Here is a 26881-nt window from a genome sequence, read left to right as displayed (position 1 = left end):
TTAAAAATCTCTCATATTTTCCTGATTAAATATTATAATTTAAATCTTGCATTCTTTGAGTTTAATGAATCATAGACATTAAACAACCTTTTTTCCATCTGTTCCCAGCTATAACTCTCCATTACTTTACGAGCATTAATACTCATTTGTTTTAACTCATCTTTATTGTTGTAAAGGTAAATTAATGCTTTTGTATAATCGGCTGCCGTTGGGTTCATTTTGTCAATAACGAGACCACAATGGTAGGTACGTATGAACTTTTCCATGTCACTGCACTTGTTTACTAAAACCGGAATACCATTGTTGAGATAGCTGAAAAATTTATTTGGCATCGCAAACATATTATTAAGCGAATGGGCTATTTCCAAATCAATCCAACCCACATCCACATCTGACATCTCATCGGGAAGGGATTTGTAATTCACCCAACCGCTAAAAACCAGGTTTTTACGTAAGTGATCTGGGACATTTATAGTTTCACCATATCTTGGTCCTCCAATAATTTTAAATTGAAAATTTAATACTTTCCTACATGAGTCTGTAATAGAAAATATTTTATTTATATTTCTATTAGTTTTAGATAAATTGCCTTCATGGCAAACGACAAATTGTTTATCATGACTTCCTCTTTTTCTAAAGGTTGGAGTCAACGGTGGAGAATTGTAGATTACTTCAACTGGGAGTAGGGGATCCAAAGCTAAATACCAGGATTTGATGGATTCTGAAACGGTAATAACGTAGTCTACTTCCTTAAGCGATTCTAGAAGCATCTTCTGCCAATCCTTCTTTGTTTCATCATTTATACTAGTTGAGAAAGGATCTGGAACAAGTTGACGGCTATCATAAATTAACTTAACCTCTTTTCCTCTTTGTTTCCTTAACGTTCGTTTAATTTCCTTTCCGTAGTAAAAAGAGTTCAATTCATGGGCATGGTATATATCCGCTTCTTCAATTAATCCCAACCTATAAAGGGGATCTGTTAATGGATTGGCTGTTCGTTTACCTGCATCATACGTTACAATTTTTACACCTTCATGTAAAAAGGATTTCTCCAAAAAGCGATTAGTAAATGGTGTTCCGTCAATATTGATCAAGTAGCCATTATTTCTAGGAACAATCATTGTTACTGTATACCCTTGCTTCAAGAGACTTTTCGCTTCATTTTCAAAAATCCTTGCATCAAAAAATGGAAGGTAACACAATAACATACATACTTTTTGACCCATTTTCCTTTCCTCCGATCATACTTTTTCCAACACTTTATTCCCTGCTTCAATGTCCTATTCTTCCAAATAATTGTAAATCCTAAAAAAACAAGATGGTACAGGGAATGAGTGCTTTTTTATTTGGATAAAGGATTAAATTGTCACTACTCATCTTATGAGAAATTAACCATTAGTAATAAGCTGTGGAAATCACATAAAAACTGTTCCAAGAACACCTCTTATGTAATAATTAGGTAATCCTAAATTGCCGGCATAGGATGACTGAATTCCTAACTCTTTCTTCTTTTCTTTTAATATATTATGTGTGAATGCTATAAACGGCATAGATATAACAAATGAGCGTATCCCTATTTTCAATATTGATTAGATATATCTTATAAAAAATAAACAAGTGTATTGTGAAAAAAGACCAAGCATTTTCTAATATCAATCATAAATTACTAATACTTCAGAAATAGAGGAGGTGAAATCCATGGCACTCTTTTATTCTACAGGTCCGGTTGACAACTCTAGTACCCTTCTTGATAATGAATCTTCAACTGTCACCGTTTGGATCTTGAATAATAATAATCTCACGAGTGAAACCGGTCAAATTAAAATTTTTGAATTGGGAACTGGAGGGAAGGTACAAATTAATGCCCGTGCTTTCGCTGTTCTTCCTAACTCCTCCGATTTTAAAGTGTTCAGTGTCTCCAATACAGTTGGGTATGAAGTCCAGATTAGAGTAGATGACGGTACAGATACGCTAGTCGCCGTTTGGGGGAAAAATATTCTCAGCAATATCATTCCGCAGCACCGTTTTGACCATCAAGAAATGGCACCTATTTCCGCACTCTCTTAAAAAACAATACTTTTAAATAAAGTTCAAACCCTGCTCTTCTGGGTTTGAGCTTTTTGTATAAATTAAAGTTATATTATAAAGAGCAATAAGACCACCCAGACATCCCCCTCACTTTGCAAATTTTTATGATCCAATTTATGTTTAATTTAAGCTTATTTTAAGCCCGCTGTTCGGTGTGTCTACTTATTCAACTAAACATCACCTAAAGAATAAAGCTGATGTTGTCAGCCATAGAGGTCGAAAAAGAAACTAAAGTGTCTTATCTAATCGGATACTATAAAAAAACGATTTTAAAGCTGATATTGAGGCAAATGTAGAATGGATGAAACACTCGTTCTAAAGATAGCTCTACTTAATACCTCAGTAATACTACCGCTAAAAATGGGATTTCATTTTACATATTTTTCAAAAGTTTCTTTCCAGTCTCCTTGTTATGTTTTTTATAAATGATTTTTGCTGTCCTAAGAAAGAGGACAAGAAAATTTTACATGTACCTACATATGAAATTTGAGATCATTATTTATTAATTGATCGTAAACATTAAATAGCCTATCCTCCATCTTTTCCCATGAATACAACTCCTCCATTACTTTACGGGCGTTCACACTCATTTGCTTGAGCTTATCTTTATTTCGATGAAGGTAAAGAAGAGCATCTGCAAAATCTTGTGCTGTAGCATGTGTTTTATCAACCACAAGTCCACATTGGTGAGCTCGTATAAAGCTTTCCATCTCATGACATTTGTTAACCAAGACCGGTACTCCGTTATTTAGATAACTAAAAAATTTATTCGGCATGGCATAGGATCGATTAAGAGAATGTTCTAAGCTATCATAATCAACCCAACCAACATCTACCTCTGCCATATGTTGCGAAATGGAATAATAATCAACCCAACCAGTTAATTTTATGATACTCCGAAGATGTTCCGGTAACGACATTGAGTCACCAAACCTAGTACCACCGATAATCTTAAATTGAAAATTGATACTTTTTGAACAGATTTCAGAAATACCAAAGATCTTCTCTTTACTTCCTCTTTTTTGATCCATGTTCCCTTCATAACAAGTGATCAAGCCATTGTTGTTATACGCCTTCGGTTTGTATCTTTCATCTAATGGAGGTGAATTGTAAATAACTTCTACAGATAAACAGGAATTTTGGGCTAGATACCACGATTTTATAGAATGAGAAATAGTAATAATGTAGTCAATTTCTTGAAGCATATAAAGAAGTTTTTCTTTTAGATTTCTTCTTACTTCTTCAGAATATCTTAAATCAAAAGGATCCGGTGTTAGTTCATGACTGTCATAAATTAGTTTTACATCTTTTCCTTTTGTTTTTTTCATTATTCGCTTTATACCTATCCCTGCAAAAAGGGATAGGTACTCATGTACATGGTAGATATCTGCATCCTGTGCTATTCCAAGTTGCGTTAAAGGATTATTAAACGCTCCTCCTTTTTCCCATGTATTAACATTACTTAATACTTTACTCAATTGTTTTCTACTATCCTCCCAGTTGTAAGTTACAATTTTAATTCCTTCATGGGTAAAAGATCTACCTAAAAACCGATCAGTGAATGGTGTACCATCTATATCAAAAAGGTATCCGTTCTTTCTAGGTACAATCATGGTGACATCATACCCTTTTTTTTGTAAAGTTTTTGCCTCCTTTTTAAAAATTCGTGAATCTATAAATGGATGATCTGCAACTACCATGCAAACCTTTTTTGACATACTTATCCATCCTTCCTTAACTAGGAGCTTTTTATTCCCTTACTGAATATTATATTTAAGGCTTTTGATTTTTATTTTATATTCCAATATGCAACTCTGCTAACAGTCTCTTTTTTCATAATATTTTTAGGGGTCCGAAAATATCCCTGACACATCTCAAAAAACAGGTGAAAATGGGGAAAAGATTAATTTCACAGTTCATATTATGGATCGTAAGAATAAATGTGAGAATGAAATCATTCGTTACGAGAAAAGCCGCTGCCTATAATAACTGAGAAGGAGAGATAATGATGAAAATTTTAACAGTAATTGGGGCAAGGCCACAATTTATTAAAGCATGTATGTTATCTAAAGCTTTTAAATCGAAACCAAATATTAAAGAAATCATCGTCCATACCGGACAACACTATGATGACAATATGTCTACCGTTTTTTTTGAACAGCTTAAACTTCCAAAACCGAACTATTATTTGGGAGTTGGATCAGATACACATGGGAAACAAACTGCTAAAATGCTAACAGAACTGGAACGTGTGATGATAACCGAAAAACCAGATATTGTTTTAGTATACGGGGATACGAATTCTACCCTTGCCGGTAGTTTGGCAGCTGCTAAACTTCATATCCCTGTTGCACATGTGGAAGCCGGATTACGTAGTTTTAACAAAAAAATGCCTGAAGAAATCAATCGTATCTTAACTGATCATCTTTCTACCTGGTTGTTTTGTCCGTCTCAGACAGCAGTAGAAAACCTAAAACGGGAAGGGATACAAAGTGGAGTATATCAAACTGGAGATATTATGTATGATTCCGTTCTTTATTATAAACCTTTTGCTTTACAACATTCCAACATTCTTTCAAGATTGAATCTTTCCGCAAAAACCTACTATCTCGCTACCATTCACCGTGCAGAAAATACTGATGATCCCCAAAAACTAAAAGCACTGCTCGAAACATTGCAAAAAATGAATGAAGTTTTGGTCTTCCCCATGCACCCAAGAACCAAGCATAAAATCCAACAATGGGGTTTAACCAACCTTACTTTATCTCCTAATATTAAAATAGTGGAGCCCCTCAATTATTTCGATATGTTAACTGTTGAAAGTCAAGCAAAAGCAATTTTAACTGATTCAGGCGGAGTACAAAAAGAGGCATATATGCTGGGTGTGCCTTGTATTACATTACGAGAAGAAACTGAATGGGTAGAAACTGTAAGCGCAGGGTGGAACCAGGTGACGGGTGCTAATACTCAGTGTATCTTGGAAGCCGTAGCGACAATAAATGTTCCTAAGAACTATCCTGCTTTGTTTGGAGATGGCCAATCTTCTAAGCAGATATGTGAAATTTTAGCCGGCCTTAGGAAATAGTTATTGTTAAAGTTACCTTAGAATAAAATCAATATAGCCGACATAAAAAAGCTGAGGTGATCATATATCACCTCAGTCTATGCACCATATTTGTCGTCCTTTTAAATGTTATTCCTCCTTAAAAATCACGGTCTAACATCATTACGTTTATCATACAAAAATGGTGATGGAATCATCGAAGGTAATCCATTTTCAAAAGCAGATGATTTTTTACTATATGTCAGCCTTTGCTTAAGGAGTTAATTTGCATTTTCCTAGCAAATAACCTTTCCATCTAACTAAAGCTTCATTTAGTTTAATATTTTTTTCTATTGAATTGATGGCTGCCAGTAGATGGATATGGGTAATATGGTACCCCCATTTTGCAACATTTGGGTAACCACCATCAGTTGTATAATGAGTTAAATCATATGCCGTTCGGTTTCCTAAGTCGTATAATGGAAGCATCCTTTTCAAAGAGTCTATTCCCAAATTATATAAATTTAAAGTCTCATTATCATTTGTTGCTTGATATAAATCGTATAAACCAATTAGCGAGTACATAAATCCATTCAAAATAAAACTAGGCGGATCTGTTGGACATTCCTCATAAAAATAGAATTTATCTTCAAATTTGGAAAGAATTCCATTTTTCTCAACTGGGGTTTGAAAAATTTTAACGGATTTTAAGGCACTTTTTGTATATTTATTGTCCTTGGTAAGATAAGATGCTCTGGATAACACTGACATCGCCATCCCCAGCCCTATAGCTGAATACCAAGGTGCCTTGATCTTTTCCAATCTTCCAGGATAAAAATGAAGGTCAAATTTGTATGACCATCCCCCATGGCTATCCTGATTATTTATAAACCAGTTTGCAACCTTTAAAAATTTCTCTTTACTTTGGTTGTCACTGTTGATTAAATACAAGCTATAGTGTTGTAAACCGTAATGTGCAATAGTAGATGGATTGTAGTACTTTCCGAATGAATACTTGGTTTGTGGAATTCCGGTGTTATCAAATTCCACACTCCAATTTTCCACTTTGTTCCTATCAAAATGTAAGTAATTCCCTTTGTAATCATAATTGTTAATCTCTAAAGCTTTTACTTTAGTTACATGAACCTTTAAAGTATTTTCTTTACTTAACCATTCTCGTTCCGTATGATAAGCTTTTTCGATCAAACTATATGGAATGTAGTATTCATCTCCAATCACTTTTCCCACAGCCTCGAACTGATTATGCATAATGACCTTAATATCGCTCATTTGTTTAGACTCCACCGAATCCCGCCTTTCTTAAATACCAATAATAAAAAAGAAGCTCTTTCTTTAAAATTTGGAGCTAATAAAAGAGATTTACAATCAAGTACTTCATAACTAGATAATTAAAAATATCTTAGCTCTATTAATCTCTTTTATGTATTTGTATTTGTTACAAATACATAGACAAGCTTGCATGTTAACTTTATTATCAATAAACTTGTTTCCTTATGCTTTTCACTAGAAATCACACACGCGGAAACTCATGTTACTCTTAATTAACAATTTGAATGTATATAAAATTTTAATAGTATACCCTAAAAACATTTTATTAACTTTGATTAAGAATCATTTTAGGTTTCCTTTTTTAGAAATCCTTTATTTTTTTAGCAGGTATCCCAACAACTATTTCATTATCCTCTATGTTTTTTGTAACAACTGAACCTGCCCCTACAATCACGTTTTCTCCTATAATTACACCTGGTAAAAGAGAAGCGTTATTTCCTATTTTTGCTCCCTTTTTTATAAAAGGTCCCATTAGTTTAAATTCTTGTGCTCCCATATATTTATCATTTGACATTGAAACACACGGACCAATGAAAACATGATCCTCTATCGTTGTGTCTCCTGTTACATATGCAAGTGTCTGTATTGTACAACCTTTTCCTATTGTACTGTTTAATTCGACAATTGCTGCCCTTCCGATTACAGAACCTTCCCCAATCGAAACATTTTCCCTTATGCTTGCATGGTCACCAATAAAAACATTATTTGAAATTTTGGTGCCAGAGTAAATAGTTACGAGATTTCCAACCTTGGTATATGCATTAACTGTTAACCCTCCCCCATTTGTTATTATGTTACGCATTTTTTTATTTCCTCCTGGTTGAATACCCAAAACACAATTGGATCCTATTGTAACGTAATCCCCAATATACGTATCTTTTAATATTACCGAATTATGACCGATTGTTACATTTTTACCAATATACACTCCCTCCTCAATTACTACATTCTCTCCTAAATTTACACTCTTATGAATGTTATTTTTCAAGGAAAAGCCTCCAATCATTTAACTAACTATAAATTCTATTCATTAATATTCTATGAATATTCTAAAAAAATGTTTAAATTATTTTATTAATGCTATTGATAAAATTGACTACTTATTATAAAAACATGATATTTGCCAGTTTCTCTTTTTACTTAAATGAGTATTATACAATACCAAATAATAAAAGGGAGGTTCAGCATGAGGATAGGAGTTATCGGGACAGGTGTTATGGGAGAAAACCATGTGCGAGCCTATACTTCTCTATCGGATCATTGTCATTTGGTAGGCATATATGATGTAGATGGTCTTAAAGCAAATGAAATTGCAAAAAGATATCAAATAAAGAGCTTTGAATCATTAGAAGAACTTTTACAGAATGTGGATGCTGTTAGTATTGCTGTTCCAACTGAATATCATTATGAGATCGGTTTAACTTGTATTGCTCATAAAGTTCATGTACTAATGGAAAAGCCAATTACAAGAACAATAGCACAGGCCAAAGATTTAATTAAAAAAGCAGAAAAAGCTGGTGTAAAACTTCAAGTAGGCCATATTGAGTTATTTAACCCGACGATTGAAGTTTTAAAAAAAATATTAGTAGATGAAGAAATTATTGCAGTAGATGTCCATCGAATGGGTCCTTTTCATCCACGACTTTTAAATTTAGATGTTGTAGAGGATTTAATGATACACGATATCTATATCTTATATCATTTGTTAAACAGCAAAATCGAGCACTTTTATGCATTGGGGCGTCCTTATGAAAACACTATGAAACATGCAATGGTCATTTCAAAATTTAAAAACGGTATTATTGCACAAATAACCGCAAGTTTTAAATCAGAAGAAAAAATCCGATCCCTCCGTTTCATTACTAAAAAGGCATTTATACAAGCCAATTTATTGAAAAAGGAAATTTCAATTTATCGATCAGCAGATTTCGTCAATAAACTTCCTAAACATTATAAACAACAAAATATTATTGAAAAAATAATAGTTCCTGAAAAAGATTCTTTAAAAATGGAGCTAATAAATTTTATTAATTGTATTAAAAATGACTTAGAACCCACTACAACAGGAGAAGATGGTCTTATAGCTTTGGCAACTATCAACAAAATTATTAATCATATAAACAATAAATATACAAACTAACTCTTAAATTCTTATTTGCAAACAAATTAAATAATCCCCCAAGTTTTATCCTTTTTTCACCAATAACAAAAAGCATATACACTATTAAGTAATTACTTAAAATTCAACCTAACAGTATTGTTAGGTTGAATTTTTAAGATTAAATGAACACCAATTAAATAGGAAAGTGATGATAATTTGAAAATTTTATTTACATTTTACTTGGCTAGTGGTGGTATAGTAACACTAAACCTTCAAAGATACCAAGCTTTACAAAGTGAAAAAACCGATTGCCATTTTTTGTATTTAACAGGAGGCCCTGGACTCCAAAACATGGATCCGACAAAAACATTTGTAACAAATAAAGATGAGGAAATTCGAGAAATTATTTCCAAAGAATCTTATGATCTTATCGTCGTCATTCTAGATTATTTATTTGTTTCCCGTTTACGTCGTTTAGGATATAGAGGAAAGATCATTTATGATGTGCAAGGGTTTGGAATGCAAATTAAGGAACTTTTAGAAACCGCAAAAGAACATATCACTTCAGAAGTCGATGGAATCCTATCACCGAAAACTCCTCATTTGGAGAATTTGATCGATCATTATTTCCCTACTATAAAAAAATTTCACTTTCATAATTGCATCAATTTTTCTTCTTTCAATTACCAAAAACTTCCGAAACATCCAAATAAAATTATTGGTTGGGTTGGTCGTATTGATCCAAACAAGAATTGGAAGCTATTCTTACAGCTTGGAGCGGAGATTATTAAAGAAGATCCCACTATTGAATTGTGGATGTTTGAGGATCCACGATCTGCAACATCTCAGGAAAGAAAAAGGTTTAAAAAAATGGTTACTAATTTAAATTTAACAAACAATTTAAAATCCCATTTTAATGTCCCTTATCAGAAAATGGCAGATTATTATTCGATTATTGGGGATTCAGGTGGTTTTCTATGTTCCACTTCCAAGAAAGAAGGATTTGGGTATGCCGTTCTTGAGGCAATGTGTTGTCATTGTCCAGTTTTATGTACGGATTCAGATGGAATAAAAAGCTTTGTTCTTCATAATCAAACTGGGAAAATCATCCCGGACAACAACCTGCAAGCTGCAGTTGAAGAAACAAATAAATTATTGCATGATGAAAACTTACGAAAAGAATTAAGTACAAATGCATTAAAGCATATCAAAGCAAATTTTACTCCATCTATCTTACGGGAAAATTTTTTGGAAATGCTCCATTCTATTGATTTAAAAGAAAGCTTAAATAATGGTTGAAATGTCCATAAAGCAATAGAGTAGATCATTGTATCAGAAATCTTTTTAATATTTTTCAGCAAAATATTATATAGGTCCAATCCTTTTATATCAACGTTGAATATAAAATGTTAGAAAGGATCTATTATTCCTTTTTAATTATTTAAAAAAGGAGGATCATCGATTATAGCACACCAATAATTTGCATGAATGCCGCCAAAAACTGAGTGAAACTAAGAGAATGTCGTGCTAAACATGCAGAAGTTCGAGAAGAACTAAAACAATGCCGAGAAGAATTAGCGGAATGTCGTGGATTAAAAATAAATAAGAGAATAAGGAGTGATATAATGGCACATAATCCATTGCACAATTGTCTTCAAAAACTCGGACAAAGAATTGAGACAATCAGACGAAAAGATGAGGAACTAAGAAGAAAAAGTGAGCAACTAAGACAATTTAGAGAATCGCTTAAAGAATGTCGTGAGGAATTAAGAGAATGTCGCAGGGAATTAGGAGAATGTCGTAGGGAATTAGAAGAATGTTGTCCCCCATATGACTTAACGACAATTCAAAATCTTAACTCGTAATTCTATTTAAAAATAAAACGATATCCGCTTTTTAATGGATATCGTTTTTGTTTTTGAATTGTATTTTAAGCAGAACCTTGTTTTTCCTACCTAAAACGTTTTTTTTAATCCAATTGGGGATCCCCTAGCGGTTTTCATGATTATTCACTTATCTCTACCATACCAAATGTTTTTCAAGTTTCAAGCAAAAGATCATCAAATAAGCTCAAGCTCACGTTTTAATTCATTCACATATTCTCGTGATCCGGTAACAATTAAACGATCTCCAAGCTTTAAATCTGTGTCGCCATGGGGAACGATTGAATCCTTCCCTCTAAAGATTCTCACGAAAATGATATCCCCTGTGAATGGAAAATTACGTAATAACAAATTATCATATTTTGCATTATTCAAATTGATTTGGTAAAGCATCGTTTCTTGATTCGTAATAATTCTCATCACACTTGGTGCCTCGATCAATGCCCGCAGCATTGTTTTTGTTGAAAGCATGGTTGAGAAAACATCAATTCCATGCTCCTTCATTTTCGCATCCATTTCAGGTGATCCTACGCTTGCAATAACACGGTCTACTTCCTCTTGTTTAGCAAATAGCGCAATATCGGCATTTCGCTCCTCATCACCCGTTGCGACAACGATTAAGTCAACATCAAATGCCTCATGCTCCTTAAGCGTCTCAACCTGAAAATCTTTTATTTCTACGATTTCAAACAAAGATTCTGAAATTTGCTGATCAAGCTTATCCTGCTGAACATGGTAAATGGTTGTGTCATATAAATCCGGGTTCAGCTCTCTTGTTACTGGCAATGTCATTTGATTGGCACCGATAAAAGCAACCTTAATTTTTGGATTCTCATTTTTATGTCGAGGGAAGAGCTTTTTAAAGAATATCGGTGTAACAATACTAGTTATGACCGCTACCAGGATGAGAGCACCTGACATTTCTGACGTGATAATCTCCATTCTTACACCAATCGTGGCTGCTGCAATAACTAATGAAAGGGTAGAAGTTAACAGGAAGCCAGCGGCAAAAGTTGTCTTCGTGTCATACCAGCGCTTTAAATAAAGGATTGGAATCACTTTTGAGATTAACAATCCGATAAACAATAACGGAATTAAAAAGAGTATTTTAGGATCTTTAAATAATGCCCAAATGTCTAAATCTACTCCAACCATAACAAAGAATATCGGAATTAAAAATCCATATCCAAATGAATCCAGCTTCTGAACCATTTCTTTATTCGGTGATAAAAGGGAAACAAGCACACCAGCTAAGAAGGCGCCAAGAATGTTTTCAGCCCCAATTGTTTCAGAAATGGCTACCAATACAATAATAAGTGTAAAAACAGCTCTTGTGCCGATTTGGATTGTTCCCTTTGACATCGTTTCAATAAAGGAACGATTCTTGAATGCTTTTCCTAAGAAATACAGTAATACACCCGCTCCAAAGAGAATCAATAATAACCATGTATTGCTTTCTCCATCACCATAAATAGAGGCAAACACTGCAAGCAATATCATCGTCACTAAATCGGCAATAACAGCTACCAAAAGGATAATTTGCCCAATATTTGTTTTCATGAGTTGACCGTCTTTTAAGGTCGGTACAACAACTCCTAATGAAATGGTTGAAATAATAAGTGTCATAAAGAATGCATTATTAATTAGTCCGATCCAGACAAAGATATAGGAAAGCAATAAGGATAAAACAAAAATCCCTACAAATACGATGCTGGAAACTAAAAATGTATTAGGGGCATATTTGCCAGAAGGAAGCTTTTCCTTCTTTTTCCCGCCCGCAAAAACCGTAAAATCAATTTCGAGGCCACTCAAAAACATTAAGAAAATAAAGCCAAGCATCGATAAGGTTTCAAGCCACATATCTTGGGAAACAACATTAAAGCCTGTTTTCCCAATAATCAACCCAACAATGATTTCAGCAACAACAACTGGAATGAAATTCAGTTTTAATCGGTGTAACAGAATCGGGGTAAGAAAAGCAGCAAGAATCACGATAACGAGCGATGTTACAGATGCACCATGCATGTTTTGCCTCCTTTATAATCAGGGTATTCTCAGATAAAAAACCGTTGTTATATAGTATAGCCTGCATTACCTGCAACATGATTGCAGACAAATTCAACTAGTCGTTGTATTCAAATTAAGTATTTCATAAATAAAGTAGCCATTCCAAAATAAATTAGAATACTGATAATATCATTAATCGTTGTAATAAATGGACCTGAGGCTACAGCAGGGTCGACCTTAAGACGGTGCATGACCAGCGGAATAAAGGCTCCTGCAATTGTTGCTACGGTTAATGTTGCCAAGATCGAAATGCCGACTAAAATTCCTAAAAAGATATCACCTTGCCAGACGAAAACAACAAGCGTCACAACCACGCCACATATCGTTCCTGTTATAAGGCCTGTTCCAGCTTCTCTCATAATCATTCGAAAAACACTTTGCTCTCCCGCGTCACCAACTGCAATTCTTCTGACCGCCACGGCTAAAGCCTGTGTACCAGTATTACCAGCCATACCCGCAATTAATGGAATAAAAACAGCTAATATCGCCACTTTATCCAAGGTTTCCTCAAACCTTCCAATAAGGCTCGCCGTAAACATCCCTAAAAATAGAAGGATGATCAGCCAAGGCAGTCTTTTTTTGGCCGCGGAAAACGGACTGCGATCATGTGAATCAACATCTGAAATCGCAGCAAGCTTTGAGTAGTCATCACTTGCTTCTTCATCAATGACATCAACGATATCATCAACTGTAATAATTCCCAGTAAATGGCCCCTAAAGTCGATAACAGGAAGGGCCAAAAAGTTATAGTCCTTCATTTTTCGGGCAACCTCTTCCTGATCTTCAGCGACACTAACGGAATATACCCGTTCATTCATCACTTCTGAAATCATGATGTCTGGTTCATTAATAATTAAATCCCTTAAAGATATAACGCCCACAAGCTTTTTATCCTCATCAATGACGTAGACATAGTAAATGGTCTCAGCGTTAGGAGCCTCATTCTTTAAAATTTGCATCGCTGAATGAACGGTTTGATTGGCATGAATGGCAATATACTCCGTCGTCATAATACTTCCGGCTGTATATTCTTCATAATGGAGCAGCTCCCGAATTTCTTCAGCAGCTTCATCATCCATGATCGTTAAATAGCTTGCTACTTGGTCCTTGTCAAGCTCATTTAATACGTCTACAGCATCGTCCGCATACATATGACCAAGCATCTGTGCCGCAAATGTTGGCTCCATTTCCGATAAAAATAGTTCATATTGATCATCATCATGCTCAATATTTTCAAAAACAGCGGCCATTTCCTCCGGAGATAGAAATTTATATACGGTTAATCGCTGTTCCTCTTCAAGCTTCACAAAAAATTTAGCTTGATCATAAGGATGCTTATCTAAAAAAGCCCCGCGGAATTCGTCCAAATTCTGACTAGCTATTGCAGATTGTAATGTTTCTTCCTCCAGTTCCACTAATTCTCTCTCATCTGACATTTTCAAGGCCCTCCTCTCTGTTGTACATGCGAATTGCACCTTTATTAATGGAAGTTCCTTTAATAAACATTTTACTTGCTGGATTTTTTTTCATCTTTTCTACATATTGCGCTGATTTTTATAAATACTATAATATTCTATATGAAATCAATAGAGCAAACAATCAACAGCCATTACATTCAAAAAAATTTTACATTTTTGTAATCTGTGAAAAAGGATTCTTTGCAAATCGTTCACAATCAATTAAGATGGTTAATGATACAATGACTATGGGCAGTTCCCCCACTTTTTCTTTTGAATTCTTAAGTGGGGGTTTTCTGCCCGTTAAGATAGAATTATTTTTTAAAGTTAAATGAGTAGAAAGGGTCCACTATGACAAATGAAAAATCCCCTCAACAACAGATAGATTTTACGTTACTTTTTATTATGTTTTTATTAGCAATTGTTAGTACGATCGCGATTAATAGTGCAGAAGCAACTCTGCCTGCAAATCTCCAAGCCATTAATTTTTCCATAAAGCAGATTCAATGGTACATAATCGGTGCATTTGCTGTTGCCATGACTATGCTTATTGATTATGACCGTTTCAGACAGCTTTCTTGGTATTTGTACGGGTTTGGTATGGTGCTATTACTCGGTTTGGAAATATTACCTGCTCCAATTGTTCAAACGATAAAAGGAGCAACAAGCTGGTATAAGCTGGGACCGTTAGGAAATTTCCAGCCATCTGAATTGATGAAAATCTTTATGATTATTGTACTAAGCAAAATTATTGCCGATCACCGTGAAAAATACCCTAATAATACGTTAACAGATGACTTTCTCTTAATAGGAAAGCTTGCAGCTACTGCTGCACCGCCGATTCTTTTGTTAATCAGACAGCCCGATATGGGAATGACAATGGTGTTTTGTGCCATTATTGCTTCATTGATTTTAGTATCTGGTATTAAATGGAGAATTATTTTAACTGCGGCTTTTTCAGCTCTTTTTGCCATCGGATCGATTGTGTTTATCTTTATTAAATTTCCTGACTTTTTCCTTAAATATATTTTACGGGGTGAAGAATATCAGCTTGACCGATTTTATGGCTGGTTAAATCCCTATGAATACTCTGGAGAGCAAGGGTTTCAGCTAGTAAAATCATTACTGGCAATCGGCTCGGGAGAATTGAAGGGAAAAGGCTATAAAAACCTTGAAGTCTACTTACCTGAAGCACATACCGACTTTATCTTTTCGATCATTTCTGAACAATTTGGCTTTATCGGAGGAAGTCTCGTCGTATCGCTTTTCTTCCTATTAATTTATAGAATGATCCATATATCGTTAGAAAGCAATGATCCGTTTGGAAGCTATCTATGTACAGGAATTATCGGCATGATCACCTTTCAGGTATTTCAAAACGTGGGCATGACTATCGGCCTTCTTCCAATCACAGGTCTTCCACTGCCTTTCGTAAGCTACGGCGGAAGCTCCCTCGCAACGTATATGGTCGCAATCGGAATTGTCCTTAACGTTCGGTCACGTACAAGGAAATACATGTTTGATTAAGAAAGATGGTACCCTATTATTGGGTACTTTCTTTTTTTAAAAGCTATTTTGGGGGACTTTCCCCCAGTATTAAATGAGGTGAATACGTTGAGAATCGATGTAATCGGTGATATTCATGGTTGTTTTAAAGAGCTCGAGTTGTTAACAGAGCGGCTTGGGTATAATTGGAGTTCGGGTATTCCTGTTCATCCAGATAATCGAATGCTTTCGTTTGTTGGTGATTTAACAGATCGCGGTCCGGATTCTTTGCGTGTTATTGAAGTTGTGTATCGATTGATTAAAGAAAAGAAAGCGTTTTATTCACCTGGGAACCACTGCAATAAGCTATACCGGTTTTTCCTTGGAAATAAAGTTCAAATCAGTCATGGACTTGAAACAACTGTAGCGGAATATGAAGCCCTTTCTCCCAAACAGCAAAATGAAGTGAAATATCAGTTTAAATGGTTATATGAAACAGCGCCCTTGTACCAGGTGCTTGATGATGGTAACTTGATTGTCGCACATGCGGGAATTCGCGAGGATTACATCGGAAAAACAAGTAATGCCGTTAAAACGTTTGTCTTATATGGCGATATAACTGGCAAAAAGAACCCTGATGGAACACCGGAACGCCTTGATTGGGCACAACACTATCAGGGGAAAGCACTTATTGTTTATGGACATACACCAATTAAAGAACCAAGAAGGATCAATCGGACAATTAATATTGATACAGGTGCAGTTTTTGGCAATAAACTTACCGCCTATCGCTATCCAGAAGATCAACTCGTTTCTGTTCCTTCTTCTCTTCCTTTTGATGAATCACGGTTTAGAGATTAATAAAGAAGAGGCTGTCACTTAAAGACAGCCTCACTGTGTTAATCGCTTCATATCCTCAGGCAGCTCTGAACTAAACTGAAACTCCTTTTCCAGCAATGGGTGCCAAAACGACAGCTGTGAGCTGTGAAGGGCTTGACGCTTTATTTCATCTTCCCTTCCTCCGTATAATGTATCACCACAAAGCGGATGTCCGATCGAAGAAAGATGCACACGAATTTGATGGGTGCGGCCAGTTTCAAGCACAAGCTTAATATGTGTTTTACCATGAAGCCTTTGAAGCACTTGAAAATGTGTAACTGCTTGCTGACCATCTTCTCTTACTTCACGCTCGATAATGCTGTCTGGTTTCCTGCCAATCGGCTTTGAAATCGTTCCTGCTTCGTTAATAAGTACGCCATGAACAATCGCTTCATATGTACGATAAATTTCCTTTTTCTTTTGCTGATCGGAAAATAAGGAGTGGGCGAATCGATGCTTTGCGACAAGCATAAGCCCTGATGTATCCTTATCTAATCGATTGACAATATGAATGGTAGAAGAGATCTGCTGTTGTTCATAATAGCGGATCAATCCATTTGCTAATGTCCCCCTAATATGGTCACGTGATGGAATCGAAGGGACAAATGGCGGCTTATCGATTACTAAGCAATGGTCATCCTCATAAACAATGTGAAAGGGAACATCATCAGCCTCAAGACCTGAGCCTCTTTCTTCTTGCGGAAAAATAACCGTAAGAACATCACCATCTTGAAGAAGATACCGGACCGTTACATGCATATTATTTACTAAAATATCGCCGCCGTTAAATTTTATATCTGTTAACGCACGCTTTGAAAGTTTCTTTTCTTTTACATATTCTAAAATCGATTTGCCAGCATCCGCCTCTGTGATCGTCCATTGCAGCCGAAATGATGTCATTATAAAAACCTTCCTATGCTTAGCGTTCTAAATCTCCTACAAAGGAATCACGTACCCTTTTCCAGAAAGGGAAAGGTTTAAAGCGGGCAAACCTTACATTTTCATTTGCCACACGGCATTGTATCGATTTTACATCCTTATGCAAAAGGGTTAAATGGTCAATGGTAACTTGGAAGTCCACATCATTTACCGGCTTCAACATACATGTATGATGCTCAGGCAAGATGAGCGGCGAACCGATTGTACGGAATACCCGGTTATTAATCGATGCCATTTCAGCAAGCTGAATCGCCCGTAAGGAAGGATGAAGAATGGCACCACCTAATGCTTTATTATAGGCTGTACTGCCTGAAGGTGATGAAATACAAAGTCCGTCTCCCCGGAATGTTTCAAAGGTTTGTCCTTTAATTTCAACATCCATCACAAGGGTGCCTTCAATGCTTTTCACGGTGCATTCGTTTAAAGCCAAATACTTCGCTTCACGCCCGCCATCATTATGTCGGACGATCACCTCTAAAATTGGATATTCTACAACCTGGTAAGGTGTTTTGGCTATCGCAATCACAAGCTTTTCAACCTCATCAGGCACCCAATCCGCATAAAATCCAAGATGGCCTGTATGAACACCGATAAATGCGGTCTTATCTAATCTTGAGCGGTAACGATGAAATGCATATAAAAGGGTTCCATCTCCGCCTACAGAAATAACAATGTCTGGTTGGTCTTCATCATACTCCAACTGAAAATCGACTAAATATGTTTTCATTTTTTGCATAATCGAGTTTGATACAGAATCACCCTTTGATGTAATGGCAAACTTCATACGATTCGACCCCTTTATTATTCGGATTCTTTTCCATCAACTTATTTTTCAGTTTTTCTAGAGAAGATAGCTTGTGCTTCCTGTACTTCTCCTTTTATTTGGGACATTTCTTCATCTAATGAATAAGCTGCTTCAGCAGCTCGTTTTAGACGTGCTTTTATATCATCAGGAATTTTCCCGCTATATTTATAATTTAATGAATGCTCAATCGTTGCCCAGAAATTCATTGACAATGTTCGGATCTGGATTTCAACAAGCAGCTTCTTTTCTCCCTGTACAGTTTGTACTGGGTACTCAGCCACAACATGATAGGATCGATAGCCGCTTTCCTTTTTGCTAGTAATATAGTCCCGTTCTTCAATAATTTTTAAATCATGTCTATTTTTTAACATGTCTACGACAACTTTAATATCATCAACAAACTGACACATCATCCGAATTCCCGCTATATCCTGGAGGCCTTCCTCCAATTTATCCATTGGAATCCCTTTGCGCTTCGCCTTATCAAGTATACTAGCAATCGGTTTTACCCTGCCTGTCACAAATTCAATTGGAGAATTTGAATGTTGAAGCTCATATTGTGATCTAATTCCTCTAAGCTTTACCTTTAACTCCTCTACAGCTTGATGATAAGGAGCTAAAAATAACTTCCAATCTTCACTTTGCATAAATATCCCCCTTAAGCCACCGCAACAGTTGTACTACTCTTTTATTTATGTAAAAGAAATTATGTTAACGAAAATAACTCCACAACCTTATTCTCCATTTCTTCCCCATAATTAGCATTTCCCTTGATATTCTCTAAAAGGTAATCAAGTTCATCATGTATATCAACTAATTCTATTTCATTTTCATTAATTTTTAACATAACCCTTTGGCTACTATCCTTTGCTTCCTTAAGTTCTTTCCAGATTGTGTGAGGCAATCCTGCGTAGACAAATTCATCAGCTGTTTCTAAAATATAGATAAAAGCGAGTTGGTCTGAATCAACAAGCATTTGTCCTTTTGCCTGCAGATCTTTTAGTTCATTAGGAAAGGATTCAGGCTCTAAAATTAATTGATTATCATCAATCGTTGCTTTCGTTAGTTCTATTCTTTTATTCATAAAAATCTCCTTCCGTTACACATTACAAGATTATTTTATCATATTAAAATGACACATGATAATATTGCGAGTAGAATACGAATAAGAGAGTTCACGCTTTAAAAAATAACAAGTTTAATCATAGAAAGGATTTCAAAAATGTCACAGGAAATAGAGATCGAATTTAAAAACCTACTTACTGAAACGGAATTTAACAAAATAAAAACCAAGTTTCTAATAAAGGATGATGAGTTTTTCTTCCAAGAAAACCATTATTTTGATACCCCGCAATTTTCATTAAAACAACTTGGAGCAGCTCTTAGAATTCGAAAAAAGCAGGATAACTACGTGATTACCTTAAAAGAACCGGCAACCATCGGATTATTAGAAACACATCAAGTCATTACAGAACAAGACGCAAACAAGATGATTCAAGCAGGAAAACTCGTAAAAGGGCAAATTAGCGAACGCCTTGAAAATCTGGGGGTTGATGTAAATACAATCACGTACTTTGGTACACTTTCAACTTCACGGGCTGAAAAAAAATATCAAAACGGTTTAATTGTGCTTGATCATAGCCGATATTTAACAGTAGAGGATTATGAGCTTGAATATGAGGTTCAGGATGAAGAGCTAGGAAAAACCGAATTTCAACAATTATTAAATGACCTAAACATTCCAATTCGAGAAACAAAGAATAAAATTCGCCGTTTTTATGAGCAAAAATACAAAGAAATGGGGTAGGCGGTTTTGGATATTAAAATGAAGTACTTTAAATCCTTGATCGAGCTTCAAGCCCTGCAAAGCTTTAATCATCAAACAGCAAACAGTCAACCTTCTTCTTTTGCTGCTAGTTTTCAAGAGCTTTTACAATCCTTAGTGGATCCTGCTCCTGAAGAGCCAACGGCAACTAAGCAAACAGCTTCTTCTTTAAACACGATTTCTCCTTTGATCGAATATTCAACACCAAAACACGATCAGCCAACGAACAATTCCGCTTCCAATCAAGCTGGAAACATGGATGAAATCATTGCAAATGCCGCTGAAAAATATGGGATTGATGCAAAGCTGATTCCAGCGGTTATCCAACAGGAATCCGGATTTAAAGCAGATGCAAAAAGTCATGCAGGGGCTCTTGGATTAATGCAGCTGATGCCAGCAACTGCCCGTTCTCTTGGTGTTGAAGATCCCTTTGATCCGGTGCAGAATATTGAGGGCGGTACAAAATATTTAAAGAAAATGCTGACCCGATATAATGGAGATGTTTCTTTGGCTTTAGCCGCTTATAATGCCGGTCCTGGAAATGTTGATAAATATGAAGGCATCCCTCCATTTAAAGAAACGCAAAACTATGTACGAAAAATTACCTCAAGCTATTTTACATAAGGCTGTCTTAAAAAGGATCAGATTTCGCTAACGAACGACATATTCCCCGCCTTCTAAGGTCCGATATGTTGTTCCCGAGTGAAGTGATCCTTTTGTTTTAGGCTGCCTTCTTAAGAAACTCTATTGTTAAATAGGTAATTATTAGTAAAACCGTATGCCCATTTCCTTCATACAAACCTGTCTTTCACATATAATAGGACTAAATGACAAAGCTGTCCGAGCGATTTGTTTGAGATAAATAATACCGCTTGTTAAAATAAACATACACAAAATTCGATTTTGCATAAAAGTCCAACACAAGTACAATAAACAAGCAAAATATTAAAGGAGTTATCAACATGACTGATCGATACTTAACACCATATGAAGCGATAGGAGAAAAGACTCTTTCGCAACTTGTTGATTGCTTTTATGGAAAAGTACAAAAACACCCTTTATTGGCTCCAATATTTCCTGATGATCTAACGGAAACAGCTCGGAAACAAAAACAATTTCTCACTCAGTATCTTGGGGGACCACAAGCTTATTCCGAAGAGCACGGACATCCAATGCTAAGAGCCAGACACTTGCCCTTTCCGATCACACCAGCGCGTGCTAATGCGTGGATTAGCTGTATGAAGGAAGCTATGAAAGAAGTTGGACTTGAGGGTGAACTTAAGGATTTTCTTCTGCATCGTCTTCAGCTTACCGCTCATCATATGGTAAATACGTCTGATTCGGATGAAAATAGTATTGTTCAGAAAGAGGTTAATGACAATGATGAACAATCATGAGGAAAAGAACGCTTCTCTCTTTTTCTCTCATTGCAGCGGGCATCCGGAAAAACCTTTAGAGATCTATATGTTTGTTGACCCATTAAGTCCAGAATGCTGGGCACTTGAGCCAATTATTAAGAAACTGCAAATTGAGTATGGCCGCCTTTTCACATTAAAGCATATTATCAGCGGACGTCTTGCAACTTTGAATATCACAAAAAGAAAAAGACCTGAAAGTTTAGCCCAAGCATGGGAGAAAACAGCAAGCCGTACAGGAATGTCCTGCGATGGGAATATTTGGATGAAAAATCCTTTATCACAGCCTTATACAGCATCTTTAGCAATCAAATCTGCAGAGCTCCAAGGAAGAAAAGCAGGAATACGATATTTGCGAAAGCTTCAAGAGCAGCTATTCATTGAAAGTAAAAATATTTCTGAAGAAAACATGTTAATAAAAATTGCTCAAGATGTGGGCTTGGATGTGACAGAATTTCAAAGGGATCTTCACTCAGAGAGTGCGGCAAAAGCCTTGCAATGCGACTTAAAAATCACTTCAGAGATGGATGTACACGAAATACCAACCCTTGCCTTTTTTAGTAAAAATGTTGAAGAAGAAGGATTAAAAATTACGGGCATTTATTCTTATGATTTATATGTACACGTTTTAGAGGAATTCATTGGTGATGCGATTAAACCGTCACATACACCTCCACTAGAAATCTTTTTGAAGCATTATCAATTTGTCGCGTCAACAGAAATCGCTACCGTTTATAATATGACATTATCTGAGGTAGAAAAAGAGCTAAAAAAACTTGTTTTATCACAAGCAGTTGAAAAGGTACAAGCAAAGCACGGAACATTTTGGCGATACCTTAAGTAAAAATGTCTAGCTTATATATATAAAAGGGAATGAATACGAACCGTTCATTCCCTTTTCTTATGCTTTTTTAGCCCTAGCGAATATACCCTCTTTCGGTATCTGAAAGAGCATCAGATAGCCAGCAAGGATGCATATTAAGTAAATTAGATGGTAAAGCTTGCGGAGAAAAAAAGCCTACCTCCAACGATTCATTTAAGTCTATGTGAAGCTTTCCACCAGCAATCCTTGCCGAAAAATAGGTTGTAATAAAATGAACCACCCGGCCATCTGGATAGTAAAATACCTGTGAGCTCGGATCCGAATATACTCCAATTAATTTTTCAATCTCAATATGTAACCCTGTTTCCTCGAAAACTTCCCTTTTTGCGGCTTGTTCTACCGTTTCTCCAGGCTCAACATGCCCAGAAGGGAGCCCCCATAATCCCACGTCTTTACGTTTTTGCAGCAATATCCTGCCTTCTTTATCAAAGATAATCACTGTTACGGCAGGATAGACACTTGTTATTTCCATACGGCTTTTCCCTTCTTCTTTATTTTGTCTATTCTATTTTACATGTTTACCTAATAAATTTTTCGACAAATACAATTTTTTAATCAAAATAAAAAGACCCCATACCTAAGGTACAGAGTCTTTTTCTATGTCTTAACGACAACAAAGGGGATGGGAGAAATTTTTCACGGTCAAACAAAGGGGTAAATGTTTGTATGTGATTAATTTCACATCTCTACTATATCAAATCTTGTCGACAAATGACAAGTCTGATAACTGTTTTTCACAGAAATGTCACAATAAATATTGTAGATGATTAATCTGATCAAAGTAAATGTGGGATAAAAGGACATCCTCTATCATATACAGTAAATAAGAAGAAACTAGAGGATGTGAAGGAAATGAAGTGGATCATTATAGGAAGCCTTGCAATCTTACTATTATTTATCGTCAATACTTTAGCGTTTATGGAGATCATCCCTCTTTATATTACCTCACCACTATTATTTATCACGATCTTCATAACACTTTATCTCATCAATCACCGAAAAACATTTAGGGGATTCTAAAAAAAGGAATATATCGGCGCTTTCCTAGCTTTATCAGCGAATTTCTGATTTTATCGGCGGGTTTCCAATTTTATCAGCTAATTTCAGTCTTTATCGTCACTTTTCTGATTTGATCAGCGGATATTCTTTGTGAACAGCGTGAAAAGGAATGCGGCATTTTTGCCGCATTCCTTTTCTTTTTATTAATTATTTACCTTGGCTAAAAGCTCTTCCATTTCATTAAGCTTTTCTTCGAATACTTTACAAGCTTCTTCTATTGGTGCAGATGAAGTCATATCAACACCTGCTTTTTTCAGAACCTCAATCGGATAATCGGAGCTGCCCGCTTTTAAGAATTCAATATAACGATCAACTGCCGGCTGGCCTTCTTCTAGGATCTGCTTGCTTAATGCTGTTGCAGCACTATAGCCTGTTGCATATTGATACACATAATAATTATAGTAGAAATGAGGAATTCTTGCCCATTCTAAACCAATCTCTTCATCCACAACAATATCTTCACCAAAGTATTTTTTGTTTAAATCATAATAGATTTGTGTCAGAAGCTCAGGTGTTAACGGTTCTCCGTCCTGAGCCTTTTGATGAATAATATGTTCAAATTCAGCAAACATAGTTTGGCGGAAAACTGTTCCTCTAAAGCCTTCCAGGAAGTGATTTAGAAGATAAAGGCGTTCTTTTTCATCCTCAATTGTATTTAATAAATAATCATTTAATAAAGCTTCATTACAGGTTGAGGCAACCTCTGCAACAAAAATTGAGTAATTTCCATATGGATATGGCTGATGTTTCCGTGTATAGTAGCTATGCACAGAATGGCCGAATTCATGTGCAAGAGTAAATAAATTATTGACATTATCCTGCCAGTTCATAAGGATATATGGATTTGTTCCATATGTACCAGATGAATAGGCACCGCTTCTTTTCCCTTTATTCTCATGAATATCAACCCAACGATTTTCAAAGCCTTCTTTTAAAATCGAAATATACTCTTCCCCTAAAGGCTCAAGTCCTTTCAGGATATAATCCTTTGCCTCATCATAGGTTACTTCCATCTTAATATCTTTCACAAGCGGTGTATAAAGATCATACATATGAACATCATCAAGCTTCAATACCTCTTTACGAAGCTTCACATAACGCTGCAGGAGATCAAGATTTTTGTGAACCGTACTAATTAAATTTTCATAAACAGATTCAGGAATATTATCACTGCTTAATGCAGCATGTCTTGCTGAATCGTAATGTCTTACTTTCGCGCTGAAATTATCCTTTTTTACTTGTCCGCTTAAGGTGCTGGCAAATGTATTTTTAAAATCACCATATGTTTTATAAACCGCTTTAAAGGCATCTTCTCTTACTCTGCGGTCTTCACTTTCTAAGAAACGAATATACCGGCCATGGGTGATTTCAACTTCCTCACCATTTTCATCCTTTATGGTCGGAAATGTAAGGTCTGCATTGTTAAGCATGCCAAAAGTATTGCTTGAGGAGCCTAATACCTCTGAGGCTTGTGCTAATAATTCCTCTTGCTCAGCAGAAAGAACATGCGGTCTTTGACGATTGATTTCATCAAGAGAATGTTCATAAAGCTTTAGCTCTTCTTTTTCATCGATGAATTGTTTAATTTTTGCCTCATCAATCGATAAAAGCTCTGGAACAATATAGGAGCTTAAGCTTGATGCTTGTGTGTATAAATTTCTTGCCCGATCATTTAATGCTTGGTATTTAGAATTTGTCGTGTCTTGATCATATCTCATGTGTGCATATGTATAAAGTTTGCCAAGACGCTCCATTACTTGATCTTGATACGAGAGTGCCTCAAATAACGCAGTTGCGCTGTCGCCAAGCTTTCCTTTAAAATCACCAAGCTTCGGCAACGCGGCTTTAACCTCATCAAATTCCTTCTCCCACGCTTCGTCCGTTGCAAAGATATCCTCTAATCTCCAGGTATCCTCTTGTTTAATTTCACTTCTAGTTGGTAGTTTTTTAACTGCTGTTTGTTCGGCCATTGCGCTTCCCCCTTTAGAATGAATTGCAAATGCGGAGCTTGTATTGGTACAGCTCATGATTGTAAGTGCTGTCACAAGAAGTAACATTCTTTTGTGCTTCATACCCATCCCCCAATCATCAATGCTCTCCGCATAAGCCAATTAACCTTCATTTCGGCTGTAATCCACCGGATGATCAGGTGAGTATGAATAAATGGTGTTATCTCTATCTTGACCCTGTCTGGCTTCTTTTGTCAAATAGAAAGCTGCAGCACCAGCTCCTAACATTGAAACAGTGAAAAGAAATGGATTTCTTCTTCGTCTCTTATTAAACATATGACCACCTCTTTGTTAATATCTCCCTTTTAATTTGTTCAAAAAATAAATTGCTATTCATGGATGGAATGGTTACTAGAAAAGTCTCCCCACGATCTCTTCATCTGTTTTCAATAATTCGTTCAAGCTCGTTGTCCAATGTATGTTTCTTTCCTTGAAGAATACGTTCTTTTGCTGCTGTTTAATGATTGAAAATCCGCATAGCTTGAGCAAATAATCTTTGAGCGCAAAGGAGTAATCGAGGTCAATATGTGGTAAATGACGAATCGTTAAGATTCCTTCTCTCACTTTCCTAGCCATATACTGATACACACCATGGTAAGTAAACGTGTCATGAAGTGGAATGCTCTCAATATATAGCAGAATCCAACCTTGCCATACATAAACTGGTGATTCTATTAAATAATTGGAATGAAGCGGAAGAAAAGCAAGGGAAGACAAATGAGAAAGAGGCAATTGCTTTGTCTTGTACAGGAAGTGATTAATCGCTGCAACATCTTTTCCTTTAAAGCTAATTGCCTGAACACGAAGTCGTTTGATCTTATTTAGCCAAGCTGTCATAAGCTTTCTTTTATTTGCATGCTGATTCTGAAGCTCAAAATAAGAGGTTGAACAAAGGGGATAGGTTTGATGGTTTGCAATAACCGAACGTGAAGAAAATGGAATAATCGAATTCAGGATAATAAAGGATTTAAGGTTTGAACAGTAAGAAAAAAGAGTAAGCGGATCATCTGGATTTTTCATCCTTGTAAAAAGCCACTGAAAGGGAGTAAGCTGAAATGACACCATCCCCGTTCTTTTAAGTGCTTTGGCCCCCAATATCCAAAGGACATCCATATTTGCTTCCAGATAGCTTTTCGTTCTTTTATAAAATAAGCTGGAATCAATTGTAGAGCACTGAAATTCAATCGCATTCCATTCATCACCATTTGAAAATAATAAGTCCGGCCGTTGCTTAATCTCATGGAGATATGGCTCTAACTGAACCTCTGCAAGCTTTTGTTGCATATTCAGCCATTCAAATAAATCTTGTTTTCCTTGCATATGATATATACTTTCAGGTTCACCCTTCACCCGACATTCGGTTAATTTTTTATGGGCAAAATGAGCGGTAATAATTGATCCTATTTTTAATTCCATTTCATTTGAACAAGTCGGACAACGAAATGTCTTGTTTTCTCTTAACTTGATTAATCTTTCTTTTGACCACTTTTTTTCAGCAACATTGATAAGAATACCTTTCTCATCGTAAGCTACAAACAAGCATACATCACTCCTCCCTATGTATGCATTTTATTATCCACACCTCACCGTTTT

The 26881-nt window shown here is 35.8% G+C and carries 26 protein-coding genes; 12 read left to right on the top strand and 14 right to left on the bottom strand.

Annotated elements, in window-relative coordinates; all coding sequences use genetic code 11:
- Window positions 1-32 precede the first annotated feature (32 nt).
- The gene (locus ACSVDH_RS06155; protein WP_439248868.1) at window positions 33-1226 is read right to left on the bottom strand and encodes a glycosyltransferase; all 1194 of its coding nucleotides are present in this window, start codon (window positions 1224-1226) and stop codon (window positions 33-35) included.
- Window positions 1227-1698: 472 nt separating this feature from the next.
- On the opposite strand from ACSVDH_RS06155, the gene ACSVDH_RS06150 reads away from it, so the two are divergent.
- Complete coding sequence (locus tag ACSVDH_RS06150) at window positions 1699-2067, top strand: hypothetical protein (protein ID WP_439248867.1); 369 nt, start codon at window positions 1699-1701, stop codon at window positions 2065-2067.
- 494 nt (window positions 2068-2561) lie between these two features.
- Here the strand turns inward: ACSVDH_RS06150 and ACSVDH_RS06145 are convergent, their stop codons facing one another.
- The gene (locus ACSVDH_RS06145; protein ID WP_439248866.1) at window positions 2562-3806 is read right to left on the bottom strand and encodes a glycosyltransferase; all 1245 of its coding nucleotides are present in this window, start codon (window positions 3804-3806) and stop codon (window positions 2562-2564) included.
- A 290-nt stretch (window positions 3807-4096) separates the two neighbouring features.
- Between ACSVDH_RS06145 and wecB the strand changes: the two genes are divergently transcribed.
- Window positions 4097-5173 (top strand): non-hydrolyzing UDP-N-acetylglucosamine 2-epimerase, encoded by a 1077-nt coding sequence (gene wecB, locus ACSVDH_RS06140; protein ID WP_439248865.1) that lies wholly within the window; start codon window positions 4097-4099, stop codon window positions 5171-5173.
- Window positions 5174-5404: 231 nt separating this feature from the next.
- Here wecB and ACSVDH_RS06135 read toward each other — a convergent pair whose 3' ends face one another.
- Complete coding sequence (locus tag ACSVDH_RS06135; protein ID WP_439248864.1) at window positions 5405-6421, bottom strand: D-glucuronyl C5-epimerase family protein; 1017 nt, start codon at window positions 6419-6421, stop codon at window positions 5405-5407.
- A 361-nt stretch (window positions 6422-6782) separates the two neighbouring features.
- Complete coding sequence (locus ACSVDH_RS06130) at window positions 6783-7469, bottom strand: N-acetyltransferase (RefSeq protein ID WP_439248863.1); 687 nt, start codon at window positions 7467-7469, stop codon at window positions 6783-6785.
- Between the two features lie 198 nt (window positions 7470-7667).
- Here ACSVDH_RS06130 and ACSVDH_RS06125 point away from each other — a divergent pair, with 198 nt between their 5' ends.
- From ACSVDH_RS06125 to ACSVDH_RS06115, 3 genes are all read left to right on the top strand, one after another.
- Window positions 7668-8621, top strand: a complete 954-nt coding sequence (locus ACSVDH_RS06125) for a Gfo/Idh/MocA family oxidoreductase (protein ID WP_439248862.1) — start codon at window positions 7668-7670, stop codon at window positions 8619-8621.
- 177 nt (window positions 8622-8798) lie between these two features.
- A complete protein-coding gene (locus ACSVDH_RS06120) occupies window positions 8799-9881 on the top strand; it encodes a glycosyltransferase family 4 protein (RefSeq protein ID WP_439248861.1) in 1083 nt (360 codons plus the stop codon).
- A 326-nt stretch (window positions 9882-10207) separates the two neighbouring features.
- A complete protein-coding gene (locus ACSVDH_RS06115) occupies window positions 10208-10447 on the top strand; it encodes a hypothetical protein (RefSeq protein WP_439248860.1) in 240 nt (79 codons plus the stop codon).
- 195 nt (window positions 10448-10642) lie between these two features.
- Here the strand turns inward: ACSVDH_RS06115 and ACSVDH_RS06110 are convergent, their stop codons facing one another.
- Together ACSVDH_RS06110 and mgtE are read right to left on the bottom strand one after the other, a co-directional pair.
- On the bottom strand, window positions 10643-12490 hold the full coding sequence (locus tag ACSVDH_RS06110) for a monovalent cation:proton antiporter family protein (protein WP_439248859.1): 1848 nt from the start codon (window positions 12488-12490) through the stop codon (window positions 10643-10645).
- 110 nt (window positions 12491-12600) lie between these two features.
- Window positions 12601-13968, bottom strand: a complete 1368-nt coding sequence (gene mgtE / locus ACSVDH_RS06105; protein ID WP_439248858.1) for a magnesium transporter — start codon at window positions 13966-13968, stop codon at window positions 12601-12603.
- Window positions 13969-14340: 372 nt separating this feature from the next.
- On the opposite strand from mgtE, the gene ACSVDH_RS06100 reads away from it, so the two are divergent.
- The gene (locus tag ACSVDH_RS06100; RefSeq protein WP_439248857.1) at window positions 14341-15516 is read left to right on the top strand and encodes an FtsW/RodA/SpoVE family cell cycle protein; all 1176 of its coding nucleotides are present in this window, start codon (window positions 14341-14343) and stop codon (window positions 15514-15516) included.
- Window positions 15517-15603: 87 nt separating this feature from the next.
- A complete protein-coding gene (gene prpE, locus ACSVDH_RS06095; protein WP_439248856.1) occupies window positions 15604-16335 on the top strand; it encodes a bis(5'-nucleosyl)-tetraphosphatase PrpE in 732 nt (243 codons plus the stop codon).
- A gap of 30 nt (window positions 16336-16365) precedes the next feature.
- On the opposite strand, the gene ACSVDH_RS06090 is transcribed toward prpE, so the two are convergent.
- The 4 genes from ACSVDH_RS06090 to ACSVDH_RS06075 are packed head-to-tail and all read right to left on the bottom strand — an operon-like array spanning window position 16366 to window position 19181.
- Entirely contained in the window at window positions 16366-17253 is an 888-nt protein-coding gene (locus ACSVDH_RS06090; RefSeq protein ID WP_439248855.1) for an RluA family pseudouridine synthase, read from the bottom strand.
- 19 nt (window positions 17254-17272) lie between these two features.
- Window positions 17273-18076, bottom strand: a complete 804-nt coding sequence (locus tag ACSVDH_RS06085) for an NAD kinase (RefSeq protein ID WP_299092560.1) — start codon at window positions 18074-18076, stop codon at window positions 17273-17275.
- Between the two features lie 41 nt (window positions 18077-18117).
- Window positions 18118-18744 (bottom strand): GTP diphosphokinase, encoded by a 627-nt coding sequence (yjbM, locus tag ACSVDH_RS06080; RefSeq protein WP_299092562.1) that lies wholly within the window; start codon window positions 18742-18744, stop codon window positions 18118-18120.
- Between the two features lie 59 nt (window positions 18745-18803).
- On the bottom strand, window positions 18804-19181 hold the full coding sequence (locus ACSVDH_RS06075; protein WP_439248854.1) for a UPF0738 family protein: 378 nt from the start codon (window positions 19179-19181) through the stop codon (window positions 18804-18806).
- Between the two features lie 138 nt (window positions 19182-19319).
- On the opposite strand from ACSVDH_RS06075, the gene ACSVDH_RS06070 reads away from it, so the two are divergent.
- From ACSVDH_RS06070 to ACSVDH_RS06055, 4 genes are all read left to right on the top strand, one after another.
- On the top strand, window positions 19320-19904 hold the full coding sequence (locus ACSVDH_RS06070) for a CYTH domain-containing protein (RefSeq protein WP_439248853.1): 585 nt from the start codon (window positions 19320-19322) through the stop codon (window positions 19902-19904).
- 6 nt (window positions 19905-19910) lie between these two features.
- Window positions 19911-20546 (top strand): lytic transglycosylase domain-containing protein, encoded by a 636-nt coding sequence (locus ACSVDH_RS06065; protein WP_439248852.1) that lies wholly within the window; start codon window positions 19911-19913, stop codon window positions 20544-20546.
- A 338-nt stretch (window positions 20547-20884) separates the two neighbouring features.
- On the top strand, window positions 20885-21319 hold the full coding sequence (locus ACSVDH_RS06060; protein WP_299092569.1) for a globin domain-containing protein: 435 nt from the start codon (window positions 20885-20887) through the stop codon (window positions 21317-21319).
- On the top strand, window positions 21306-22181 hold the full coding sequence (locus ACSVDH_RS06055) for a ClpXP adapter SpxH family protein (RefSeq protein ID WP_439249146.1): 876 nt from the start codon (window positions 21306-21308) through the stop codon (window positions 22179-22181). The genes ACSVDH_RS06060 and ACSVDH_RS06055 overlap by 14 nt, the downstream gene beginning before the upstream one ends.
- Window positions 22182-22254: 73 nt before the next feature.
- On the opposite strand, the gene ACSVDH_RS06050 is transcribed toward ACSVDH_RS06055, so the two are convergent.
- Window positions 22255-22692 (bottom strand): NUDIX hydrolase, encoded by a 438-nt coding sequence (locus tag ACSVDH_RS06050; protein ID WP_299092570.1) that lies wholly within the window; start codon window positions 22690-22692, stop codon window positions 22255-22257.
- Between the two features lie 380 nt (window positions 22693-23072).
- On the opposite strand from ACSVDH_RS06050, the gene ACSVDH_RS06045 reads away from it, so the two are divergent.
- Entirely contained in the window at window positions 23073-23240 is a 168-nt protein-coding gene (locus tag ACSVDH_RS06045) for a hypothetical protein (protein WP_299092571.1), read from the top strand.
- A 182-nt stretch (window positions 23241-23422) separates the two neighbouring features.
- Here the strand turns inward: ACSVDH_RS06045 and pepF are convergent, their stop codons facing one another.
- The 3 genes from pepF to ACSVDH_RS06030 all read right to left on the bottom strand — a co-directional run bounded on the left by pepF (window position 23423) and on the right by ACSVDH_RS06030 (window position 26827).
- A complete protein-coding gene (gene pepF, locus ACSVDH_RS06040; RefSeq protein ID WP_439249145.1) occupies window positions 23423-25249 on the bottom strand; it encodes an oligoendopeptidase F in 1827 nt (608 codons plus the stop codon).
- A 141-nt stretch (window positions 25250-25390) separates the two neighbouring features.
- Window positions 25391-25564, bottom strand: coding sequence for a hypothetical protein (locus tag ACSVDH_RS06035; RefSeq protein ID WP_299092572.1), 174 nt, complete (start codon window positions 25562-25564; stop codon window positions 25391-25393).
- Between the two features lie 75 nt (window positions 25565-25639).
- Entirely contained in the window at window positions 25640-26827 is a 1188-nt protein-coding gene (locus ACSVDH_RS06030; protein WP_439248851.1) for a competence protein CoiA, read from the bottom strand.
- Window positions 26828-26881 lie beyond the last annotated feature (54 nt).

The organism is Metabacillus sp. Hm71, from assembly GCF_051842955.2.
Classification (GTDB): Bacteria; Bacillota; Bacilli; order Bacillales; family Bacillaceae; genus Metabacillus.
Note: the sequence above shows the minus strand (reverse complement) of the source record. Positions and strands in the feature narration are given on the sequence as shown.

Excerpts from the sequence above, each read along its gene's own strand:
- ACSVDH_RS06070 (WP_439248853.1), top strand. The coding sequence starts at position 19,320 with ATGTCACAGGAAATAGAGATCGAATTTAAAAACCTACTTACTGAAACG.
- ACSVDH_RS06100 (WP_439248857.1), top strand. The coding sequence starts at position 14,341 with ATGACAAATGAAAAATCCCCTCAACAACAGATAGATTTTACGTTACTT.
- ACSVDH_RS06155 (WP_439248868.1), bottom strand. The coding sequence starts at position 1,226 with ATGGGTCAAAAAGTATGTATGTTATTGTGTTACCTTCCATTTTTTGAT.
- ACSVDH_RS06085 (WP_299092560.1), bottom strand. The coding sequence starts at position 18,076 with ATGAAGTTTGCCATTACATCAAAGGGTGATTCTGTATCAAACTCGATT.
- ACSVDH_RS06035 (WP_299092572.1), bottom strand. The coding sequence starts at position 25,564 with ATGTTTAATAAGAGACGAAGAAGAAATCCATTTCTTTTCACTGTTTCA.
- ACSVDH_RS06150 (WP_439248867.1), top strand. The coding sequence starts at position 1,699 with ATGGCACTCTTTTATTCTACAGGTCCGGTTGACAACTCTAGTACCCTT.
- pepF (WP_439249145.1), bottom strand. The coding sequence starts at position 25,249 with ATGGCCGAACAAACAGCAGTTAAAAAACTACCAACTAGAAGTGAAATT.
- ACSVDH_RS06135 (WP_439248864.1), bottom strand. The coding sequence starts at position 6,421 with ATGAGCGATATTAAGGTCATTATGCATAATCAGTTCGAGGCTGTGGGA.
- ACSVDH_RS06075 (WP_439248854.1), bottom strand. The coding sequence starts at position 19,181 with ATGAATAAAAGAATAGAACTAACGAAAGCAACGATTGATGATAATCAA.
- wecB (WP_439248865.1), top strand. The coding sequence starts at position 4,097 with ATGAAAATTTTAACAGTAATTGGGGCAAGGCCACAATTTATTAAAGCA.
- mgtE (WP_439248858.1), bottom strand. The coding sequence starts at position 13,968 with ATGTCAGATGAGAGAGAATTAGTGGAACTGGAGGAAGAAACATTACAA.
- ACSVDH_RS06050 (WP_299092570.1), bottom strand. The coding sequence starts at position 22,692 with ATGGAAATAACAAGTGTCTATCCTGCCGTAACAGTGATTATCTTTGAT.
- ACSVDH_RS06090 (WP_439248855.1), bottom strand. The coding sequence starts at position 17,253 with ATGACATCATTTCGGCTGCAATGGACGATCACAGAGGCGGATGCTGGC.
- ACSVDH_RS06060 (WP_299092569.1), top strand. The coding sequence starts at position 20,885 with ATGACTGATCGATACTTAACACCATATGAAGCGATAGGAGAAAAGACT.
- ACSVDH_RS06055 (WP_439249146.1), top strand. The coding sequence starts at position 21,306 with ATGAACAATCATGAGGAAAAGAACGCTTCTCTCTTTTTCTCTCATTGC.
- ACSVDH_RS06115 (WP_439248860.1), top strand. The coding sequence starts at position 10,208 with ATGGCACATAATCCATTGCACAATTGTCTTCAAAAACTCGGACAAAGA.
- ACSVDH_RS06125 (WP_439248862.1), top strand. The coding sequence starts at position 7,668 with ATGAGGATAGGAGTTATCGGGACAGGTGTTATGGGAGAAAACCATGTG.
- ACSVDH_RS06110 (WP_439248859.1), bottom strand. The coding sequence starts at position 12,490 with ATGCATGGTGCATCTGTAACATCGCTCGTTATCGTGATTCTTGCTGCT.
- yjbM (WP_299092562.1), bottom strand. The coding sequence starts at position 18,744 with ATGCAAAGTGAAGATTGGAAGTTATTTTTAGCTCCTTATCATCAAGCT.
- ACSVDH_RS06045 (WP_299092571.1), top strand. The coding sequence starts at position 23,073 with ATGAAGTGGATCATTATAGGAAGCCTTGCAATCTTACTATTATTTATC.
- ACSVDH_RS06145 (WP_439248866.1), bottom strand. The coding sequence starts at position 3,806 with ATGTCAAAAAAGGTTTGCATGGTAGTTGCAGATCATCCATTTATAGAT.